Source organism: Exiguobacterium sp. s131 (assembly GCF_018617345.1).
Taxonomy (GTDB): Bacteria; Bacillota; Bacilli; order Exiguobacteriales; family Exiguobacteriaceae; genus Exiguobacterium; species Exiguobacterium profundum.
Genome location: NZ_JACSJX010000001.1, coordinates 1,080,341 through 1,097,646, shown reverse-complemented (window position 1 = coordinate 1,097,646; position 17,306 = coordinate 1,080,341). Strand labels below are relative to the sequence as shown.

Genomic DNA, 17,306 nt, shown 5'->3' with positions numbered 1-17,306 from the left:
TTGTGGAATTAGTAGGAGTGAAGGAGGCGATTTTCGTGCCATGGAATATGAAAGACTATCCAGAATCACTGAAAAACTTCGATCCACTTGTAAAAAAGAAAGCCATTGATATCGCGAACGCATTACTCGCGCAAGGCTACTCTGAGACGAAAGCGATTCCCATTGCCACCGAGCAAGCAAAAAAGTGGCATGCTGATGCGTCGGAAGAGGAAAAACAAGATTTTGAAGACGCCCCAAATCCTAAAAAGTCAGATCAGCACGGAACATAAAACAACCGGTCGGGTTATCCGACCGGTTGTTTTGCTTGATAGGAGGCATTTAACTCTAAATAGAGTCCAGAAATCGCCGTTTGAAGATACGGTGTGACAAAGATATAAGCTAAGCCTCCAGTAAGAAGGACGAGCGCATACCATCCGATAAAACTCGCATAGAGCTTTAACATCGTCTGTTTGTGCCCTTTCATCATTTGGCGGCTTATTCGCATCGCCTGGAATGCAGATAGGTCCGGCTCATCTCGCATGATAAATGGCGCGATGCGATACGTCAAATAGAACCAGACACCAGGTACAATTAGCAAAAGCATCAGAACGTTTAGACCTAAATAGAATACCGCATAATAGACCACGGCACGTGAATAGTCTTTCAGTGAACCGAACGATTCAATCAACAATCCGAACGTTGGCTTTTCATCTTTCGCCACCTGGAGAAACACCCAATTTTTCCCGAGCTCGATGGGGGCGAGCAGAACCGTCGCCCCGTAAAGAAGCGCCACCGATGTCAAAAGAACTTCGGGGTCGTTCGCCGAGAGATCAAGTCGGGTCGTGATCATCGCTTGAATGACCATGACAGTTAAGACGACGAGTAATGAAATGCCCCACTTCCCTGATAGCATGCGTAGCGCATATTGTTTGTAAACGGAAGATTGCATGAATTCACCTACATTTAATGTTTTCTCTCATTATAGCAAAAAAACAGTCTTCCGACTGTTTTCCGCATTGGCTCATCCAAGAAGTTGTTTGAACTTCACTTCATCGAGCTGTCCATTCGTTCGTACGCCATTTCCTATGTGTACCATCGCTACGTCAAGACGTTCTTGAAAAATCGGTAACGTTTCCACCGTGATCCCTGCACCAGCCAAAATTGTCATCTCGGCCTGTTCCTTCAAGGCTATCAAGGTTTCGATTCCTTCTAGTACAGTTTTGGCACCGCCTGAAGTAAGGAGAATATCTACTTCCGGATATTCATTCAACACATCCATCGCTTCAAAGAGATCACGAGATGCATCGAAAGCACGGTGGTACGTGAGCGTCATTTCCCCTTTGTGTTTGATCACTTCACCTAAGATCCGCTCGTCAATCGCACCGTCCTGTGTCAAGGCACCGAATACGATCCCATCGACACCGAGCTCACGGCATAGACCGATATCCGCAAGCATGGTTTCGACATCATCCTCATTGTAATGGAACGAATGTGTATGGGGGCGGATCATCACATGCACTGGAATCGATACATGTTCGACCACGTTTCGAATCGTTCCAAAACTTGGTGTGATGCCCCCGTTTTCCATATCCGCAATCAGTTCGAGTCGTTTCGCACCGAATTGCTCAGCCTGAATCGCTTCCGTCAGTGTAGTGACAATCACTTCTACATTCATTAAATCGCTCCCTTCACGGTGCGAACTTCCAGTCCACACCATGTTCGGCTAAGACGCCTTTGAAATCTTGAGGCTCCGGAAAATCAGAGATAATCGCCGTCACCTTCGAAAAATCACAGACGCGATACCGTTTTTGTTGATTTAGTTGGGTATGGTCCGTCAGTAAGAACGTCTCGCGACTTTGTGACATCACCGACTGGGTGATACTGGCGAGGCCGAAAGCGTCACATGTTAAACCTAGTGATGCGTCGACCCCTTCGACGGACAAAATGGCAAGGTCGAACATGTATGTCTGTAGTTGCGCCAGGACCTGCTCACCTGTCGTCACGAGATGTTTCGGGTCGATTGTACCACCTAATAGCTGAATTTCGCCACCGAGCACACCTTTTGCCCGCTGTTCAAACAACGCCTTCGCCACCGTCAACGATGGCGTCACGACCGTCACATTACGACCACGCAACCGGGATGCCACTTGCTCTGCCGCAACCCCGTGTCCGATATATAATAATGTATCATCTGGAATCAACTGAAATGCGGTATAGGCGATCCGACGAATTCCATCCATGTTCGCAATCACGATGGGCTGAAAGGACATGCTCTGATGAAGGACCGCTCCCCCGTATACACGTTTGATTCGATGTTCTTTTTCTAATTCTTCTAAATAACGTCGAATCGACTCCCCCGATACGTTCAAGCGCTCGATCAACTCACTCGTCTTTACTTTGCCTTCTCGTTCGATCCATTCTACAATTTTCTGTTTACGCTCTTCACCGATTAAAGACACGTCCCTGCCTCCTCCACAATAATCTTTCCTTTTCTAGTGTAACGAACGCATGTAAATTTAACGTAAATTGAAAGTAAAGAACGAGCAAATCCAACATGTTTTTGTTTCTTTTTTGTGTAAATCAACGACAATACACAAAAAAGGCACGCCCTAAATGGACGTACCTGCATGCGTCATGATTTCGGCTTGTGTTGAAACAGCGGAACTTTTGGTTCTTTCCCAGCACGTATACGTTGCCAATTGGTACGATGCTTAATAATAATGAACAATGCGAGTGGCACGATGACGATCAGGGGTAACCAATCATTCGTCACGATGCTATAAGTCGTTGCTGTCACAAGCCCTACCACGGCGGCAGCCATCGAGGAGAGGGATACCATGCGCGAGGTGAGGAGCGTCACGATGAATGTACCGACGACGACAAAGAAGAACCATGGGAAGGCTGCCAACAAAACACCACCGCTCGTCGCAACCGATTTTCCACCTTTGAATTTCGCAAAGACAGGATAAGAGTGTCCAATCACTGCCGGAATTCCGGCAAGAAGCAGGCTCATCTCGCTTCCGAATAGTAGAGGCAGCAATGCAGCGACAAGACCTTTCCCCATGTCACCGAGCAAAACAAGGATTCCTGCCTTCTTACCTAATACGCGAAACGTGTTCGTCGTCCCTAGATTGCCGCTCCCATGTTCTCGAACGTCTACGCGATAGCCGAGCTTGCCGATGATGAGGGCAAACGGAATGGCACCAAGTAAATAACTTAAAATAATAATCATGATTTCTGTCACATATGGCATCGCAATTCCCCTTATTTCATAAATTCCGCAATATAGCGATCATATGGCTGATTCAATGCATGTACCTGTTTCGCATGCTCCATACCGATATAACGTAAATGCCATGGTTCGTACATATATCCGGTTTCTTCCTCAAAGGCTTTTTGGTAACGGATGATAAATCCATACTCGTGAGCATGATCTGCCAGCCATTTTCCTTCAACCGTTTCACCGAGACTTTGAGTCAGTTGATAGTTGACCGAGGCGCTCGATACGTCAATCGCAAGTCCTGTTTGATGTTCAGAATGACCTGGTGGTGCGGAATATTTCATGGCTTGCTCTTTGCCATCTCGTTCGACATAAGCATTGAAGAGATTGACTTGATAGGCGTATGAACGGAACGCACTCGTCCCTTTCAAATCAATTCCTGCTGCTTTTGCACCTTTCATTAGACCTTCAATCGCTTGAGCAGCTTCTTTACGTAACATTCGACGTTCACCGACTGTCGAGTCGACAAAATCAATGTTCGCCTCTACCAAATCACTCGGCTGATAGTCGGCAGGCAATGCAATTTGCTTGTTTACAAGAATCAATTCATCTAATTCCAAATTGGCCACACCATCTGTTTCAATCGGTTGACTAGGTATCATAGGCTCTTCCTCTACTGGTTCGGTCGACTGTTCAGTCTCGTCCGACGTCTCCTCCTCAGAAAGTGACTCGGTGACTGTCTCATCTTCACCATCCGATGTCGGTTCATTTGGTTCTGTCTCTGGTTCATCTACTGTTGATGACTGTGTTGTTGGTTCTTTCGGTTCAACTTGCTCGTTTGTCGTACAACCGGCTAACATGAACGTCAAGGCGCCGCAAACCATCAAAATCGATGGATAACGCATGCGATCTTCCCCTTTCTAGATAACAAAAAGTACCGTCAAGATATGATACCACACTGACGGTACGAAGACAGAAGATTCTTAAACAGGGTTCATGACGTTCAAATACATTTCATGCCATTTCGGGAACTCTCGATCAAGTCGAATAGGTTTGAAGTCGCCTCGTTTGACGACGACATGCGTTGTAGTGGCTGTGCCAACAAGTTCTCCATGTTGATTCGTCAACTCATAGCCGTAAATCGTTCTGATTTTTGAATATTGATCGACCCATACACGAACATGAACCGTATCACCATACGTCACGCTACGCTTATAGTCCATGGATACATTTGTCACAGGAGAGACAAATCCCGCTTCTTCCATATCTTTATACTCGACACCTAGTTGTCGTAACAATTCCGTGCGCGCAATCTCTAAATAAACTAAATAGTTGGCATGATAGACGATGCCCATCATGTCCGTCTCTTGATACCTTACTGGGATTTGAACCGTGTGCATTGAATCATCCTTCTTTCCTACGACAAGTATATTATAACTTACTCTTAATATCTACTACTAATAATTGCTGGAGTGACACATTCTCATCCTCCGTCGACACTAAACGATAGGACTGACGAGCAATCGATTCATCGATAACAGATAGAGCGGTACGCGCATTTGCATGTTTGATATCACCTAAACGAGTAGCCAATGCCTCAAGCGCATCCTCTTCCATCACATAGCCGAACTGACTTGCATAGTTTTTTGCGATGTCCACTAACTGTTCTTGCGTATAGTCAGCAAAGTGAATCGTCCGTTTCATTCGGCTGCTGAGTCCTGGGTTAGATTCAATCAACCGGCGCATCGGTCCTTCGTAACCGGCAAGGACGACGACAAGATTCTCGCCATGTTTCGGCATTTCGTCAACGAGTGTATCAATCGCTTCCCGGCCATAGTCGTTCGCCCCACCGTTCAAACTATAGGCCTCGTCAATGAGTAAGACACCGCCAAGAGCGTCACGAATCGCCGCTTTCGTTTTTTGAGCTGTCTGCCCCACATAGCCACTGACCAAATCTGCACGACTGACGACATTGACATGGCCTCGCTTCAAATATCCTGTCCGTTTCAACATCTGTGCATATAAATAGGCAAATGTCGTTTTTCCGGTACCACTGTTTCCGGTAAGTGTCATATGGAGCTGGACCGGCGCCGTCTTCAAACCGAGCGCCTTCCGCTTCTTTTGAATCTGGACGAGCGCTTCGATTTCAGCCAGTTGTGCTTTCGCTTCTTCCATGCCGACCAGGTCATCTAACGATGTCGGACTCGAGTCATCTTCTGGCTGATCAAAGTCTTCTTCAGTCAAGAGCGCCATCTCGTCTAACGGAGCGTCTGCACCGAAGCGGGAACCCTTCTTAAACATCGCATCAAGTAAAATGTTATGGACAGTCCGAGCATTTCCGAACGTCGAGTCGACCCGTTCTCTGTCGATTCGAGCAAGAAGTGATCGTTTCGCCTCTTCCGTCAGCACGTAATTGTTCTCTTGTGCCACTTTCTCACCGATGGCGACCAATTCTTCGTCACGGTAGTTCGGTAACTCGTAGTGATTCGACTCAGGGAATCGTGAGCGTAAACCGGGGTTCGCCAAGAGGAAATGACGCATTTCTTCTGGGTAGCCAGCTAGAATGACGACGAACTTGCCAGCATATTCGCCACTCGTCATCGCGGCGACGAGCGTATCGATGGCCGCTTGTCCGTAATCACTGCCACTCGCATCCTGACGCTTCAATGCGTATGCTTCATCGATGAATAAGACACCACCTTCTGCCTCTTTCACCTTGTTCATTACCTGCTCTTCCGTTTGCCCAACATAGGCGCCGACAAGGCTCGAACGGTCTGCCTCGACAAGGTCCGGGCGTCCTAATAAGCCGAGTTCAAAGTAAATTTCGGCCATGAGTCTTGCTAATGTCGTCTTCCCGGTTCCTGGATTCCCTGTAAAGACGAGATGAAGGGATGGTTGATGTTTTGAAGAAAAGCCGGCCTTCTCTCGTTCTTTTTGGAAAAGAAGGAAGCGATACCACGCTTTTACACGTGCTTTGATGTCATCGAGCCCAATCATGTCTTCAAGTGATTCAATCGCACTTGAACGTGCCTCGGTCGGACGGTCTGGTAGTAGCTCACAAATCGTGTGTAGCCGTTCTTTCACAAGGGAAACGCGCTCCCCGAAACGATGAAACGCTTCACGACTGAAATAGTTCCCTTGCATGGATGCGAGCAAGGAGGCGGTATCATCTTCAAGAGATGCGACCTCTTGCATCGCTTCGATGATCGCTTCAAACAGGTTTTCCAATTGTCCGCGCCATTCAGAATCACGTAAATCAGACTTCGCAGTCTCCACCTCATCATGGAGTTGGTCAAGTTGATCGAGCAACGCTGACGTTTTTGACTCGTACTCTGTTAAGATTTGAACCTTCATCGAGGCGTAATCGGCCTCTCGTAAGGTTGGCCAGTCGATTTGAAGCGCCTGTTTCGAACGACGCAACTGCTCATTCAGTTGAAACAGACGAAGCTCTGGAGGAAGTGCGTTCATCGCCTCCAACTCTTTTACCCAGCGGTTGAGTAACGGGTCCATCGTTTCCTTTTGTTTGAGCCGATGTGTTGCGAGCAGCCGCAAGGAACGAATTAATTCTTCTTGGTGCTGAGTCGCACGAGACCAATGTGCGTAAGATAACAAAGCCGCCTCGTTTACTTTTTCTCCAGCTTCCCAGTTCGTCAAGTCCGTTTGAACTTGTTCCACTTGAATTTGTTTCATCTTGTTCTCCCTTTCAGACGACAAGGGAGCCGACATCATGTCTGCTCCCCATCGGATTATCTTGATTCAAACGATGTCATCCGAATCGAATGGAATAACTTCCCGTTATTCCGCGATTCTGCCGCGAGCAAGATTCGTTCATGCGCATCGACATAATATGTGACAGTCTCTTTATTTTCTTCTTCACTAAAAATCGATGGATAGTTTTCAATCCACTCTTCCGGAACGGTCTCAGCCGATTCTGATTTCACATACGCTTGCGCGGTACGTCCGACCAAATCGGTTTCGCCTTCACTTGAACCGAGCGTCCCGTCATCGAGCCATTTACGAATCTGTTCGTTCGTTGCACGTGACAAGAATGGATGAGGTGCGACTGCTCCGGAGTTCGTCTCCTGTCGAAGAACTTCTTCCCCGTCCGGATTGAACTCTAAGTAGGTCTCTCCATCCCATTCAGCTTTCGCGCCAACATTTGGACCCGTCACGACTTCAGATACAAAATGTCCGTCCTCATCATACGTGACAAGATACTCTCGTTCTTCGAGCTCTTCGCCTTCTTTTGGAAGTTTGCGTTCTTGATATCCGATCACGACATTCGAGTAGAATGGTTCGACTTGCTCCTCCTCTTCCCCGCTCAAATCCATGAGCACATAGAAGTTATATGCGAGTAATGCCCCGACAATGAGGATGCCGGCCAATATCACCCAGCTCAACCGTTTTTTTATCTGTTGTTTCATAGCCTATCCTCCTCGTTTCTTCACTTACTATCCTACACTAGCGAGAAGGACAAGCAAAATATTTTTGACCGAAAAAAGGGCCTCATCTGAGACCCTTTCGAATTAACCTAGTTTATCTTCATCTTTCTTTTGCATCTCTAGCCATTTATCTCGTTCATCCGGTTCGTCGGTAAGATCCTTGAATAAAGCAATTATCATAAAGATGAGCACGAAGATGAATGGGAAGGCTACGAGAATGGCGACAGCTTGTAAAGCATCTAATCCACCAGCATATAACAATACGGCTGCGATTGATGATTGAATGACACCCCACGTTATTTTAATCCCCATCGGCGGGATAAGCTTCCCGTTTGATGTAAGCATACCGAGGACGTACGTCGCAGAGTCGGCCGACGTAATAAAGAATGTCGAAATCAAGAAGATAGCGACCACACTAAGTACCGTCCCAAAACCACCGAACGTCTCAAACAGTGCAAAGAGTCCGACTTCAGTACCGATTTCATTCACTTGTCCAATCAAATTCGAACCACCGAACAAGTCAGCCCAAATTGCTGATCCTCCAAATACAGAAAACCATAGAAGTCCGAAAGATGTCGGGACAAGTAAGATTCCGATGATAAATTCTCGAATCGTACGCCCTTTCGATACACGGGCGATAAACGTTCCGACGAATGGTGACCAAGAAATCCACCAAGCCCAGTAGAAGATGGTCCAACCGTTAACCCATTCACGTTCAACGGGTTCAAAGGCGGCTGTACGGAAACTCATGCTCGGGAGCTGCTGCAAATAAGTTCCGACCGTTTGTGTGAACAAGTCGAAAATGAAAGCTGTCGGTCCCGCAAACATCGTCGCTACAAGTAGGACAATTGCCAAGAAGATATTCGTATTACTTAAGATTCGAATCCCTTTGTCAAGGCCAGTCGAGGCACTGATCATGTAGAGTACGGATACGACCCCGATGATGATCAACTGTGTCACGAAAGCGTTCGGTACCCCAGGGATGAGGTAATGAAGGCCACCGGCAATTTGTTGAGCACCAAAACCAAGTGAAGTCGCTACCCCGAATGCCGTCGCAATGACCGCAAGGATATCGACCGTTTGCTTCACGGGTTGTTCGTAGCGGTTATGGACGAGCGAACCGATTGTCTCCCCGATCGTCGCGGGACGACCTTTTCTAAACGTCGAATATGCGATGGCGAGCGCAATCATTGCGTAAATCGCCCATGGATGGAGGCCCCAATGGAAAAATGCATAACGCATAGCAGTCCGTGCATCTCCTTCGGGTGTGGGGGAAGCGAATGGTGGTGAGTGGAAGTGGAGCAACGGTTCAGCCGCTCCCCAGAAGATGAGTCCAATTCCCATCCCGGCACTGAATAACATGGCAAACCATGATAAATAACTAAATTCTGGACGATCTGTATCCTTTCCAAGTCGAATCGAACCATATCTTGAAAAGATTAAAAAGATGGCAACCAGTAAAAACCCGGTGGCGCTCAAGAGATAGAACCAACCCATCCCGTTTGAGAGCCAGCCTTGTAACGTACTCGTCACGTTTAATAGACTGGCATTACCTAATAAACTCTCGGGGAAAAGTCCCCAAATCGTAAATAAGCCAGTTATGATTGCAGATACGACGAATACGGTTGTCACACGGCTTTTTCGTTCCATAAAATCACTCCTATTTAATTTTCTATTTTCATATACGTTTTCCACCCTAACATACTTTTGAAACAAGTCACAACCCTATGTGTACATAAATGTGTTGTTTACCGTCCAATAGATAGGTGTCTTGTCATCAAGTTTTTTCTTTGGGCTCCAGTGAAACAATCAATGTTTCATCGACCACATAGTAAGGTCTTTTTGGCAACGTTTTTAAATAACCCCCCTCTCGTAAACGGGTCAAATCGAGTTGAAGCGCGTTCTGAAATTTTTGTAACGGTAATTTCTTCTCCTGGTCCATATACAGATCGAGTGCCCGTTGCACTTGATCCATTTCATAAATGACGTCGCGTTCATCTTCCGGTACGATATGAAACGTCTCTTTTGACATGAAGAAACGTTGTTTCGGGATTCCCGAAAGGTGATGTTTCAAGCGTTTGGTGTCGATTTCTTGCGAGTCATCCAGTAGGACGGTGCGATTCACACCTTTTGGCAGTGTCTGTTCATATTCGTGAATCGCCTGACGCAATTCTGAAAGGGTGATATCAATTTCTCGATCCGGTTCCACCTCTTTTTGTTGCGTCAATCGTTTCCACCAACTCTTTCCGAGCTTCTCTTCCTTATCCATAAGCGTACCCCTCCCTGTCTTCCTGTTCCCGAATCTTTTAAAACTTCCACCTTAAAATTGCATATTCATGAAAAAAACCTTCCTTTTTTCAAAGGAAGGTCATGGACTAGCACTTATTTCAATTTGTTACGGAGAACCATTTGCAGGATTCCACCGTGACGGTAGTAATCAATTTCAACTTCAGAGTCGAAACGAGCGATGACTTTGAACTCTGTCACCGTTCCGTTTTCATGTGTCGCTTTTGCGTTCAAGATATCGCGCGGACGTACAGATTCATCGACTTGAATATCAATTGCTTCTTCACCAGTCAATCCGAGTGATTCAGCCGATTCCCCGTCTAAGAACTGAAGCGGGAGCACACCCATCATGACAAGGTTCGAACGGTGAATCCGCTCGAAACTTTGTGCGATGACCGCACGGATTCCAAGAAGATTCGTCCCTTTCGCTGCCCAGTCACGAGATGATCCCATTCCGTAATCATTTCCTGCAAGGACAACAAGACCTGTTCCCTGTTCCTTGTACTTCATAGCCGCATCATACATTGGCATGATTTCACCAGTTGGCCAGTACGTCGTAAAGCCACCTTCAGTTCCTGGAGCAACTTGGTTGCGGATACGAATGTTTGCGAACGTACCACGCATCATGACTTCATGGTTACCACGGCGAGAACCATATGAGTTGAAGTCGATTGGCTCTACCCCTTTAGAAAGGAGGTATTGACCGGCTGGTGTCGTCTTCGAGAATGATCCAGCTGGCGAGATGTGGTCGGTCGTAACCGAATCCGCAAACTTCCCGATGACACGTAAGCCATTCAATGCATGAACCTCGCCCGCTTCTGGTTCGAGTTGTTCGAAGAACGGTGGGTTTTGGATGTATGTCGACTCATCTGAGAAGTCATACAAGTTTCCTTCCGGAACATCGAGTGCGTTCCAACGCTCGTTACCAGTGAAGACCGTTTCGTACTCTTTACGGAATGCTTCTGGTGATACCACGTCTTGGACAACCATTTTGATTTCATCGTTTGATGGCCAGATGTCTTTGAAGTATACTTCATTTCCATCTTTGTCTGTACCGAACGAATCATTCATGATGTCGAAGTTGACTGACCCGGCAAGAGCGTAAGCGACGACGAGCGGTGGTGATGCCAAGAAGTTTGCCTTCACGAGCGGGTGAACGCGCCCTTCAAAGTTACGGTTACCAGAGAGGACTGACGACACGAGCAAGTCGTTTTCTGTGATCGTATCTTCGACTTCACGGTCAAGCGGACCAGAGTTTCCGATACATGTCGTACAGCCGTATCCAACAGTGTTGAAGCCAAGTTCGTCCAAGTAAGAAGTCAAACCAGCCTTATCCAAGTAGTCCGTTACGACTTTCGAACCTGGTGCGAGTGATGTCTTCACGTATTTCGGAACGGTTAAGCCACGTTCAACGGCTTTCTTCGCAACGAGTCCAGCACCGACCATGACGTATGGGTTCGACGTGTTCGTACAGCTTGTGATGGCTGCAATCGCAACATCTCCCGTACTCATGTCGACTGCGCCGTCCTCGTACTTGACTGTCGCCGTTTTGTCGAGTTCAGAACGGTCAAGTCCGAAGCCACTGTTTCCTGCAGGAGCACTCAAGCTATCGATGAACGATGTTTGAACGTCTGAGAGGTTGATTCGGTCTTGGGGACGTTTCGGACCCGCAAGTGAAGGCTGGACTTTCGACAAGTCGAGTGTCAACACTTTTGTGAACGTTGGATCAGCTTGATCTGGTGTATAGAAGAGATCATTCGCTTTAGAGTATTCTTCGACGAGTGAAATTAACTCTTCAGAGCGACCAGTCGTACGCATGTAGTTCAATGTTTCCGTATCGACCGGGAAGAATCCACATGTCGCACCATATTCAGGCGCCATGTTTGCAATCGTCGCACGGTCTGAAAGTGGCATCGTGTGGAGCGACGGTCCGAAGAATTCAACGAATTTCCCGACAACTTTTTCATGACGGAGCATTTCTGTCACGACGAGCGCCACATCTGTCGCTGTCACGCCAGGGTTTACTTCACCGATGATTTTGACACCGACGACGTCTGGCACTGGGAAGTATGATGGTTGACCGAGCATGCTTGCTTCCGCCTCGATTCCTCCGACACCCCAGCCAAGAACACCGAGTCCGTTGATCATCGTTGTGTGCGAATCCGTTCCGACGAGTGAATCTGGATAAGCAACTGTACCTTCTGCATCATTCTTCTCGAGGACGACAGATGCCAAGTACTCCAAGTTTACTTGGTGAACAATCCCCGTTGCAGGTGGTACGGCACGATAGTTGTCAAATGCCGTCTGAGCCCAACGTAAGAACTTATAACGTTCTTCGTTACGTTCAAATTCGATGTCCATGTTTTTCATCAATGCGCCAGCGAAACCATATGCATCTACTTGAACTGAGTGATCGACGACGAGATCGACAGGAATTTCTGGGTTGATTTTGTTTGGGTCTCCACCGAGGTCTGCCATCGCTTTACGAAGTGAAGCAAGGTCTACGACCGTCGGTACACCCGTGAAGTCTTGAAGTACGACACGTGCCGGTTTGAACGGTACGTCAATGTCTTTCGAGACGTCGGCAGTGCCCCATTTTGCCAAGTTCTCGACATGTTCTTTCGTGATGGCACGCCCGTCTTGTTGACGGAGAACCGATTCAAGAAGAACGCGAATCGAATACGGAAGACGGCTGATGTCCGTCAATCCTTCTTCTTCCAATTTTTTCAAACGATAAAAATCATACGATTGCCCGTTCACTTCGAACGTTGTCCGAGATGCGAAGGCGTCTAAAACATTCGTCTGTTCCATTGCAATTTCCCCCTTTTTGAAAGCGCCGACCACACGACAATGCGTAATCGCTTACTTTTCACATATTTATCATAATACAAGTATAGCGTGACGTAAAATACATTCCGTCACAAATTAGTCATAAGTAAAACTTATCAAAACTAAAACGACTTACTTCACAACAAAAAAACACCTCAGAAACGAGGTGTTTACATCTTATTCTTCCGTACCGATCTCTTCGTTGACGTCAAGTGCCTCAACAAGCGTCAAGTCATCTGCGTGACGCTCAGCGAACCGTTCATATGTGAACTCGTTCGCGAACAGGAAGACCGGACGTTCCCAACGGTCTGTAACGAGCATGTTCCGTGAATCTTGGAACGGTTTCAATGCCTTCAACTCTTTATCTTTGACCCAACGAGCAACACTATATGAGACTGGTTCCATTCGAATATCGACGCCATATTCATTGTTTAAACGATATTCGAACACCTCGAATTGAAGTTGTCCGACCGCGCCGAGATAAATCTCGTTATATTCGTTGCGATACACTTGAATCGCCCCTTCTTGCGCAAGCTGTTCTACCCCTTTGTGGAAGTGTTTCGACTTGAGCGAGTTGACCGGCGAAACGCGCATGAACAATTCCGGCGGGAAAGTCGGCAGCGCCTCAAACGCAATCTTCTGCTTCGATGTGGTGATGGTATCTCCAATTTGATACGTCCCAGAATCATAGATTCCGATGACATCACCAGCAAACGCTTGGTCGACTGTTTCTCGATCGTTCGCCATCAATTGTGTCGATTGGCTCAATTTTATCTTTTTCCCAGTACGAGTGAGCGTCACATCCATCCCACGCTCAAACACACCTGAACAGATGCGTACAAAGGCGATGCGATCGCGGTGTGCCGGATTCATGTTCGCCTGAATCTTGAAGACGAATCCACTGAAGTCTTCTGATGTCGGATTGATTGGACCGACGTTCGACTTACGTGCCTCAGGAGCCGGAGACATCTCTAAATAGTGATTCAAGAACGCAGTCACCCCAAAGTCGACGAGCGCTGTTCCGAAAAATACCGGTGTCAATTTACCGCTCTGGATCGCCTCGACATTAATCTCGTTCCCCGCTCCATCGAGAAGGTCGATCTCATCGCGGAGGTTCATCAAGTTCTCTTCCGACAAATGATCGGAGAGAATCGGATCGTTCACTCCGTCCTCACCCAGTTGAAGTGTCGACTTCTCCCCACGGAACAAGTGGACCTCATTTTTCATTCGGTCGTAGACGCCTTCAAACTGCATTCCACTTCCGATTGGCCATGTAATCGCGACAGAAGGCATGCCTAACACTTCTTCGAGCTCTTCCATCAATTCAAGCGGATCTTTTGCCTGACGATCCAACTTGTTCATAAATGTGAAGATTGGAATCCCACGCATCCGACAAACTTGGAATAGTTTTTTCGTCTGTGTTTCAATCCCTTTCGCAGCATCAATGACCATGACCGCGCTATCGACTGATGTCAACACGCGATACGTGTCTTCACCGAAGTCGTTGTGTCCTGGTGTATCCATGATCGATACAACCTTGTCTTGATAGATGAATTGCATGACAGACGATGTGACCGAGATCCCACGTTGTTTCTCGATTTCCATCCAGTCAGATTTTGCGTGTTTTGAGTTTTTGCGCGCCTTGACCGTACCTGCCTCGCGAATCGCACCACCGTGCAAAAGTAATTTTTCTGTTAATGTTGTTTTCCCCGCATCCGGGTGAGAGATAATGCCGAATATCCGACGTCTCTCGACTTCCTGTTTCAATTGGCTCATATAGGATAGACCTTTCCTTTCTCGTCTCAGTTCATGCTTATTCTCGTAGCAACGCTATCTATTCTAACGAAATCAATTCGGTTCGTCTATCCTAATGGGACGTACGCCTTTTGCAAATGGATTCTTTTTTGTATACTAACGATGAAAGCAAGTGAATGTATAGAACGGGGGAAAGACGATGCCAGAAAACTTGATGATGTATTTCATTGTATTCTGGGGATTCGTCATGATTGGACTCATGACGATTGGCGGGTACTTCATGTTTCGTAAGTTTTTAAAACGAATGCCAAAAGAAGATGGACGTTCCCTACTTGACATCGAAGATGATTATATAGAAAGAACGCGTCATCTCTGGACTCCGGAGACGCGGACGCTATTAGATCGTCTCGTCACACCGGTACCCGAGTTGTTCCGCGACGTGGCGATCCGAAAAATCGCAGGTAAAATCGGTCAATTCGCGCTTGAATCGCGTGCAAAAAAAATGACGACCGAACTTGTGGTAAAGGGTTACATCGCCGCAACGCCGAAGCGCGATCACAAGTTCTTAAAGAAAGCGCTAACCGAAGAACAGATTGATTGGACGCCATATGAACACTATTTTCAGCAGTAGACTCTATCTCATTCAGATAGAGTTTTTTATTTGTCGAATTGTGCGATTCGCCTAATGGGTCAAAAGTACCTTTTCTCGAGCTTTATATTACATCGAAATAACGTTCACGAATTAGACAATATTGAAAACGCTTACAGTAAATTGGTATGACCAATATTAATATAACGTCTTTCATTTCGACACGAAAAAAAGGAATGACTGAATTGTTTTTCACAACGCATAATGGATTTATCTTACAGTCAAGGAGGGTCTATTGTGCATGATGTAACACAAGTTTCACAAACAACAAGCCATCAATCTGCCCACATGATTACCGAACATGAGACATTTCATCGGTTAATGCAGGAAAAAAATCGCTTCATCGTTCCAGCTATCATCTTCTCACTCATCTTTTATTTCACACTCCCGATTCTGACGAGCTATACGACGATCTTGAATACACCACTCATCGGGGACATCACTTGGGCTTGGGCGTTCGCCTTTTCCCAGTTCATTATGACTTGGACACTTTGTGTACTTTATAGTCGACGTGCCCGTCGCTTTGACGCACTCGTCGAACAATTGAAAGACGAGGTGAGATCATGAATTGGACCGCGATCGCCCTCTTTATCGCCATTGTCGGACTCACGCTAGTGATTACATACTTTGCAGCAAGAAAAACAAAAACTGCCAGCGATTTTTATACGGCAGATGGTGGATTGACCGGATTTCAAAACGGTCTTGCCATTGCAGGCGACTATATGTCTGCCGCATCGTTTCTCGGAATTGCAGGTATGATCGCGCTTGCGGGATTCGATGGGTTTTTCTATTCAATCGGTTTCCTCGTTGCCTATCTCGTTGTCCTCTATCTCGTCGCCGAACCATTGCGAAATCTTGGGAAATATACGATGGCAGACATGATTGCGGCACGTTTTAACAAGCCTCGCGTACGTGGTGTCGCAGCGATGAATGCGATTGTCATCTCCATTTTTTACATGATTGCGCAACTCGTCGGAGCGGGTGCTTTGATTGAACTGTTACTCGGAATCCCTTATACGACAAGTGTCGTCGTCGTCGGAATCTTAATGACAGTCTACGTCGTTTTCGGTGGCATGACGGCCACTTCTTGGGTACAAATCACGAAAGCCGTACTTCTGATGATTGGGACGGCAATCATTTCATTTCTCGTGTTCGCTCGCTTTGATTTCTCCGTCACGACGATGTTTAATGAAGTCAGTAAAGCGACCCCACTCGGAAGTGACTTCTTGAACCCTGGGAACAAGTTCAAGCTACCGCTCGATACCATTTCATTAAACATGGCGCTCGTGCTCGGTACGGCAGGGCTCCCTCATATTCTGATTCGCTTCTTCACCGTCAAAGATGCACCGACTGCTCGGCAATCCGTCGTCTATGCGACATGGATCATCGGTGCATTTTATATCTTGACCATTTTCCTAGGTTTCGGTGCCGCAGCATTCGTCGGACGTGATGCCATTCTCGCCGCAAACCCTGCCGGCAACATGGCGGCCCCTCTTCTCGCGCAAGTGCTCGGTGGTGACCTCTTGTTCGCTTTCGTTGCCGCAATCGCGTTCGCGACAATTCTTGCCGTTGTCGCTGGACTCGTACTGTCAGCTGCTTCCGCCTTCGCCCATGACTTCTACGGACATATCATTCGTAATGGGGAAGCGACAGAAACTGAACAAGTGAAAGCCGCGCGAATCGCTTCAGTTGCGGTCGCCCTCGTCTCAATGGGACTAGCTTTTTTCGCCCAGTCGATGAACGTTGCGTTTCTTGTCTCGCTCGCCTTCGCCGTTGCGGCGAGTGCGAACTTACCTGTGATTCTCTTTACGATTTTCTGGAGACGCTTTAATACAGGTGGCGCCATTTGGGGAATGGTCGTCGGTTTGTTCTCCTCACTGATTCTAGTCGCACTCAGCCCGAACCTTTGGGCTCCGGACGGTTCGGCCATCTTTGTCGGTGAAGCCCTATTCCCACTATCCAATCCCGGGATTGTATCAATCCCCCTCGGTTTCATCGCTGCCGTGATTGGTACACTGGTCACGAAATCAGATGAAGCAGCAGGAAACTATGAACGCGTCCTCGTCAAGGCGAACACTGGAATCGACGCGGAGACCGAAGTCGCCGCTACGAAAGCAGACTAAATAAAAAATGGAGTGGCTCAACG

General features: G+C 47.2%; 16 protein-coding genes. 4 read left to right on the top strand and 12 right to left on the bottom strand.

Annotation, left to right across the window (positions count from 1 at the left end):
* The first annotated feature begins 35 nt into the window (after positions 1-35).
* Positions 36-269, top strand: coding sequence for a DUF2188 domain-containing protein (locus tag KNO69_RS05720; protein ID WP_012726433.1), 234 nt, complete (start codon positions 36-38; stop codon positions 267-269).
* Between the two features lie 14 nt (positions 270-283).
* Here KNO69_RS05720 and KNO69_RS05715 read toward each other — a convergent pair whose 3' ends face one another.
* From KNO69_RS05715 to KNO69_RS05660, 12 genes are all read right to left on the bottom strand, one after another.
* Positions 284-928 (bottom strand): DUF975 family protein, encoded by a 645-nt coding sequence (locus tag KNO69_RS05715; RefSeq protein ID WP_214816615.1) that lies wholly within the window; start codon positions 926-928, stop codon positions 284-286.
* A 72-nt stretch (positions 929-1,000) separates the two neighbouring features.
* Positions 1,001-1,654, bottom strand: a complete 654-nt coding sequence (locus tag KNO69_RS05710) for a copper homeostasis protein CutC (protein ID WP_214816612.1) — start codon at positions 1,652-1,654, stop codon at positions 1,001-1,003.
* A gap of 13 nt (positions 1,655-1,667) precedes the next feature.
* Positions 1,668-2,438: a DeoR/GlpR family DNA-binding transcription regulator gene (locus tag KNO69_RS05705; protein ID WP_012726436.1), complete on the bottom strand. Its 771-nt coding sequence runs from the start codon at positions 2,436-2,438 to the stop codon at positions 1,668-1,670.
* Positions 2,439-2,611: 173 nt separating this feature from the next.
* Positions 2,612-3,232 carry a glycerol-3-phosphate 1-O-acyltransferase PlsY gene (gene plsY / locus KNO69_RS05700; protein WP_214816609.1) on the bottom strand — a complete coding sequence of 207 codons (621 nt, stop codon included), beginning with the start codon at positions 3,230-3,232 and terminating at the stop codon, positions 2,612-2,614.
* Positions 3,233-3,243: 11 nt separating this feature from the next.
* On the bottom strand, positions 3,244-4,104 hold the full coding sequence (locus KNO69_RS05695; protein WP_214816606.1) for a M15 family metallopeptidase: 861 nt from the start codon (positions 4,102-4,104) through the stop codon (positions 3,244-3,246).
* 78 nt (positions 4,105-4,182) lie between these two features.
* Positions 4,183-4,599, bottom strand: coding sequence for an acyl-CoA thioesterase (locus tag KNO69_RS05690; RefSeq protein WP_012726439.1), 417 nt, complete (start codon positions 4,597-4,599; stop codon positions 4,183-4,185).
* A 31-nt stretch (positions 4,600-4,630) separates the two neighbouring features.
* Positions 4,631-6,889 carry an AAA family ATPase gene (locus KNO69_RS05685; RefSeq protein ID WP_214816603.1) on the bottom strand — a complete coding sequence of 753 codons (2,259 nt, stop codon included), beginning with the start codon at positions 6,887-6,889 and terminating at the stop codon, positions 4,631-4,633.
* Between the two features lie 56 nt (positions 6,890-6,945).
* On the bottom strand, positions 6,946-7,623 hold the full coding sequence (locus tag KNO69_RS05680; RefSeq protein ID WP_012726441.1) for a hypothetical protein: 678 nt from the start codon (positions 7,621-7,623) through the stop codon (positions 6,946-6,948).
* Between the two features lie 102 nt (positions 7,624-7,725).
* Entirely contained in the window at positions 7,726-9,291 is a 1,566-nt protein-coding gene (locus tag KNO69_RS05675; RefSeq protein WP_214816600.1) for a BCCT family transporter, read from the bottom strand.
* A gap of 127 nt (positions 9,292-9,418) precedes the next feature.
* Positions 9,419-9,910 (bottom strand): DUF3939 domain-containing protein, encoded by a 492-nt coding sequence (locus tag KNO69_RS05670; RefSeq protein ID WP_214816597.1) that lies wholly within the window; start codon positions 9,908-9,910, stop codon positions 9,419-9,421.
* Between the two features lie 113 nt (positions 9,911-10,023).
* The gene (gene acnA, locus KNO69_RS05665) at positions 10,024-12,738 is read right to left on the bottom strand and encodes an aconitate hydratase AcnA (protein ID WP_214816593.1); all 2,715 of its coding nucleotides are present in this window, start codon (positions 12,736-12,738) and stop codon (positions 10,024-10,026) included.
* 195 nt (positions 12,739-12,933) lie between these two features.
* Positions 12,934-14,532 carry a peptide chain release factor 3 gene (locus KNO69_RS05660; RefSeq protein WP_214816590.1) on the bottom strand — a complete coding sequence of 533 codons (1,599 nt, stop codon included), beginning with the start codon at positions 14,530-14,532 and terminating at the stop codon, positions 12,934-12,936.
* Positions 14,533-14,710: 178 nt separating this feature from the next.
* On the opposite strand from KNO69_RS05660, the gene KNO69_RS05655 reads away from it, so the two are divergent.
* From KNO69_RS05655 to KNO69_RS05645, 3 genes are all read left to right on the top strand, one after another.
* Positions 14,711-15,142 (top strand): DUF2621 domain-containing protein, encoded by a 432-nt coding sequence (locus KNO69_RS05655; protein ID WP_031423504.1) that lies wholly within the window; start codon positions 14,711-14,713, stop codon positions 15,140-15,142.
* 306 nt (positions 15,143-15,448) lie between these two features.
* Positions 15,449-15,727 carry a DUF485 domain-containing protein gene (locus KNO69_RS05650; protein WP_240499876.1) on the top strand — a complete coding sequence of 93 codons (279 nt, stop codon included), beginning with the start codon at positions 15,449-15,451 and terminating at the stop codon, positions 15,725-15,727.
* Positions 15,724-17,283 carry a solute symporter family protein gene (locus KNO69_RS05645; protein WP_078147024.1) on the top strand — a complete coding sequence of 520 codons (1,560 nt, stop codon included), beginning with the start codon at positions 15,724-15,726 and terminating at the stop codon, positions 17,281-17,283. The genes KNO69_RS05650 and KNO69_RS05645 overlap by 4 nt, the downstream gene beginning before the upstream one ends.
* Positions 17,284-17,306: the final 23 nt, after the last annotated feature.